Below are 4,805 nucleotides of genomic sequence, written 5' to 3'. Positions count from 1 at the left end.
GCCGCTAGGATCAGTTTTATTAATCGGATCGTTTCCGACATAGTTATACATATTGAGGCCATCGCCGTAGCCGATGGGGTCGTTCTGCATGAAGCGACCGAGGGTTGGCGAGTAGATGCGGGCCTTGTAGTTCCACATTCGCAGCGAGGTGTTCCAGGCCTGGCCGGTATAGCCAAAGCGCCCCGCAAAGTTGGAGTTCGGAATGCCGTAGTCGTCGTAGCTGTTGACGAACTCCAGGCTGCCCTGGCCGTTGGTGAGCGCTGTGACCGAGCCGCGCTCGTCGGTGACGAGGTAGCGCTTCGAGCCTGTTCCACCTCCGTCGTACATGACCAGTGGTGCCTCGTCCGGACCGTAGACATAACGGTTCATGAACCTGCCGCCATATTCCCGCTCGGTCAACAGGCGGTCGCCGGCGTAACCAAACAGGCGGTTCGCGTCGGCATCCATGGTCAGGCGACCAATCGCGTCGTAGTTGAAGGCCTTGCCGTCAAACAGCACCAGCATGTTCTGGAGGTTGTATGAAAAGGACGTCGCGCCGCCGGGATCGTTGTTCGAGCCGGCAACTGGGCTCGGTGCCGTGGTCAGGTTACCACGCAGGTCATAGCCCATGCCGATGTTACCGCTCCGGGTATACTGGTTGCGGCCGTTTACGTCATAGGTCCGGTCGACGTTGCTGTTTTGGGTCCAGGCATAGCGATCATCCGATGCGGACCGATTGATGATCTGGCCCACCGGGTTGTAGGCGAAGTTACGCGTGACTGAACCCGGGCCGTACATGGACTGGGTCAACTGATCCATCCAGGGACCGTTTCCGTTCTGGCTGTAGACCCGGTTTTCATGCGACCCGTCGCCGCGCATCATGGAAACACGGCGACCAAGATTGTCGATGCCGATCTCTGCCAGAACGCCGCTCCCGGACGTCGCGCCATTTTCCCGAACCCGGCGCATCTCGCCGGTCGCATAATAGTCGTAGTTGACGTAGAATCCGTCGCCATAGCCGAGGAAGTTCATGCGTCCGGCAGCGTCATAACCGTAACCGACGCTCAGACCGCCGACCGAACTGGACTCGGATATCATCTGGTTCAGTGCGTTATAGGCGTAGTTGACGTCCATGTAGCCATATTGATCGAGACCGACCTTTGTCGTACGGCCAAGATTGTCATAGCTGTAGCGGATCGTTCGATCGACCGTGTTGTTAACGCGTGTAGTCGTCAGGTCCTTGACCTGATTGAGAGCATCGTAGCTGTAGTTCAGAGTGCTACCATTGCGCTGACGGCGGATCGTGACGTTCCCGTTTTTATCGTAGGACAGCTCTTCATAGTCAGGAGCGTTTCCACATGATTCCGTCGTGAAACAGGTGTAACGCACCCGGTCGAAGCCGTCGTAAAAGTAGGTTGTCGCCTGCTTTTTCGGGTCGATAACCCGCTCCAACTTATTGTTGTTGTTCCAGTTGTAGTCCGTGTAATAAGAATTCTCAGTTCGGTAGCCCACGTACGCCCGGATGATCCGGCCGGCTGCGTCATACTCGTTGCGGGTAATGCGGTCGTCGCCCCAATCGCCCGGTTCCGACAGCTCGCAGACGCCGACCCGCCCAAAGACGTTTATGTAATTGTTAAAGTTCATTCGCTGGTTGGTACAGTCGAGCCGGCCGTAACCATCATAGCTATATTCGGTCTGTGACGTGCGCACGTTCGAGGCCGCAACATATTCCCACCGTTTCCGACCGGCCTCGTCATAGCCATATTGAACACGCTGCACTTCCAAGAAGTCGCTGCCGTCACTATCGCTTCTTGCAGTGCCTGTTCTCACGGCCTCAACGGCCCCGTCGAGATACCGGTCGGTCATTGTCATGCGGTTCCGGAGTGGGCCGCCCGCGTCCGGATCCGGCGTCAGGGTCCAGTACAGCTCACGGCCCTCTTTGAACTTGAACCGCGTCTCCTGCCCGAGCGGATCCCGGATCAGGTCGACGTTGCGCAGCCCATCATAGCCATATTCCACAGAGGACGATTTCGAATTGTCGCCGGCACGGGTTGTAACGCGGACCGGCACGAAGTTGCCGTTCTGGTCAGCGTAGTGTGTTTCAACGACTGTCTCGTTGGCCGTGTTCGCGCAGTCGTTGGCGGTCGCGCAGGCTCGTACTCGTGCTGGGAAAGTGATCGTGCCACCGCCCCAGGCGGCAGGGCTTGTCGCAGTATCATAACCGAATACGCGGTAGGGCCGCAGGCCATTGGCTGCCGCAGGTGAGGCGACTGACAAGACCAGTCCGGTACCACCATCGTAGGAATAATCCGTTTGCTTGTCTTGCGCATCAATCGTCGCAGTCGGCTGGTTACGGACCTTCGGATTATTGGCATCCTCGTCATATCGCGCCGTCGTGACGACGTCCGTCATTGCAGAGCCATCCGAGAATCTCGAACCGGGCTTCGGGTGGGCGATGGTCTTCAGCCGGTTGCCGCGATCATCATACTCATACTCGACCGAGTTGCCGTCATTGGCGGTGACCTTCTTCAACAGGCCGTTCGGCTTGTAATCGTAGCTCGTCACATGACCAAGCTCATCGACACTGCGCTTCATCAGCTGGGTGGCGATTTCGAACACGACGGTACTCGGAGAGTTATTACCGACCTTAATCGTCGTGGTCTGCTCGCCGTTGGTCTGATTGTAGTTGTACTCGGTGGTTATGTTCGTCGCGTCGGTATAACGCCATACATAACCATTGCCCGAATGATAATCGATCCGGGTGTCCATCCCATGACCAGGACGCTGAATAGCCGTGATCTTGTTATTGGTAAGCTCATAGCTCCATGTGCGCCCTGCGGCATCGGTAACGGAGTCTATTGAGTTTTGCCTCGAGAATGACGATCCCTCTTGCGAGTTTGTTGTAAGATTAATCAAAGATACACCGGTTACGGTATAGAAATCATCAGTTTGCTCCGGGGTATCCGGATTATCCGCAAGATAATTATAGGTTAGCTGATAGCCAAAATTAGATACCACGGATGCAAGTCGACTTGTGTCTTTTTTCGATCGACAAACATCGGGCTCGCCGACTTGATATTGTGAGCAATACTGGGCGGTTAAATAATTATATGTAAGCTTTTGCCCGTCAGCAAAAACTATGTTTGCCACTCGCCCTTTGTCGGTGTTGCCTAAGGCAACATATCCTTTTAGCTCTTCGAACGTAAACACGGCCCCGTCGCGTGTCGTATAGCTGTACACGTAAGAACCGCTCGCACCGGAGCGGACCAATGTCGAACCAGTACCCTGCGCGTTAGTGAAGCTGCTAGATCCCGTAAAAGTCTCGGCATTACCCGCAACCGTTACGGTAATTGGGTTCGTGCCGACCTGATACAGATGGATATCGTAGTTATCGACCCACGCCCCGTATCCCGCTCCACTCCGCCAGTAGCGGGAGTAGCTGAGTCCACCGTCAGCACCGATCGATGCTTCTTGACGACTGACGTTGAGCGTGCCGTAGAACAGATCAACGCCGTTCGCATCGACGCTTTGCCGAACCTTCGCCGGCTCTAGGGTTTGCGCAAATGCGCTCGTTCCGCCAAGCAGCGCTGCCAGCAGCGCCGTCGTGTAAGTTCCCCGCATTGATCCCCGCCCCCAGGTTCAGACCGCCGCTTCCGCGAAGCGCTTGCCGGGGCCGTACATCTGGGGTTAATCAGAGCAGCGCGCGCCTGGCGTGTCAAGTAATGGGGGGAAATGAAAATGGCCAAAGGACATATTGCCAGGGGCTGTATAGCAGCCTCAATTCTTGCAGCTGGGATGGCTGCTGTGCCCTTCTTGTCGCCAGTAGCCGAAGCTGCCGCATCCTCCTATCGCTACGACTCGCTTGGACGCCTGCGCAAATCCTGCAACACTACTCTGAGCCAGGGCTACCGGACCGATTACAGTCTCGATTCCGCCGACAACCGGTCCGCTTACCGCAACGTCAGGACCGACTTCATCATCAACCGCAATACCGGGATTGTCTCACCGGACAACCGGTTCAGGTTGACGTTGGAAGCAGACGGCAACCTGGTCCTCTATCAGAACTCGACCGGGCCACTGTGGAGTTCGAACACCGCAAACTCCGGTACAGATAGAGCCTATTTTCAGCCGGACGGAAATCTCGTTCTGTATCGCGCCAATGATACCAGCACTTGGCATAGCGAGACTTACATGTATCCATGCTCGAAGCTGGAGCTACAGAATGACGGCAATCTTGTCATAACAAACCTTGATGGCAAGCCGGTCTGGCAGACCGGAACCGGCGGTCACTGATCTGCGCCTAAATCTACAGGCTGTTAAATATTTTGGGGGTGGGTATGAGAATCACGTTAATCTGCGGACTGATGATTGCGAGTGCCGGTGGAATGGCCAGCGCGCAGACACCGGCACCCGGGGCTACCGCTCCACCGGCCGGGTCCCTCGACGAGCCGCCTACCGGTCAGCGGGCACCCGCCTGGGCAACCCCGGTATCCCGTCCGGCCCCCAGGCCAGTGATCGAGGCCGTCGAGCGGGCTGCCCGCGCCGTTCCTGGCCCCTCAATCTATGCCTCCGGCACAACCGACGCTCGGCTCGGCCGCGGCGCCATCGTCCGTGACGCCAACAACCTGCCCTCCGGCGCCGTCGTCAGCTCAGGCTCCCGGCTCGCCATCATCATGGTCGGTTCCCACAAGGTCCAGGTGCCGATCAACGCACTCACCGGAAGCGCCACTACACTGGCAACAACCATGACACCCGAAAGCCTCGATAAACTTCTCGCCGCAAGCGCAAAATATCAGGAAGAAACCGCAAAACTCATCAGGAAATAA

Annotated in this window: 3 protein-coding genes; 2 read left to right on the top strand and 1 reads right to left on the bottom strand. The window is 56.8% G+C overall.

Annotated elements, in window-relative coordinates:
• A partial coding sequence (locus IEX50_RS17295; protein WP_157177987.1) for an RHS repeat-associated core domain-containing protein occupies nt 1–3,600 on the bottom strand: 3,600 nt, incomplete at its 3' end.
• 117 nt (nt 3,601–3,717) lie between these two features.
• Between IEX50_RS17295 and IEX50_RS17290 the strand changes: the two genes are divergently transcribed.
• Nucleotides 3,718–4,272, top strand: coding sequence for a bulb-type lectin domain-containing protein (locus IEX50_RS17290; RefSeq protein ID WP_157177988.1), 555 nt, complete (start codon nt 3,718–3,720; stop codon nt 4,270–4,272).
• Nucleotides 4,273–4,490: 218 nt separating this feature from the next.
• Nucleotides 4,491–4,805, top strand: a complete 315-nt coding sequence (locus IEX50_RS17285) for a hypothetical protein (RefSeq protein ID WP_157177989.1) — start codon at nt 4,491–4,493, stop codon at nt 4,803–4,805.

This window comes from Sphingomonas prati (assembly GCF_014643515.1).
GTDB lineage: Bacteria > Pseudomonadota > Alphaproteobacteria > Sphingomonadales > Sphingomonadaceae > Sphingomonas_R > Sphingomonas_R prati.
Note: the sequence above shows the minus strand (reverse complement) of the source record. Positions and strands in the feature narration are given on the sequence as shown.

What these genes read in the sequence shown, in the direction of transcription:
- IEX50_RS17290 (WP_157177988.1), top strand. Translation starts at nt 3,718, where the DNA reads ATGGCCAAAGGACATATTGCCAGGGGCTGTATAGCAGCCTCAATTCTT.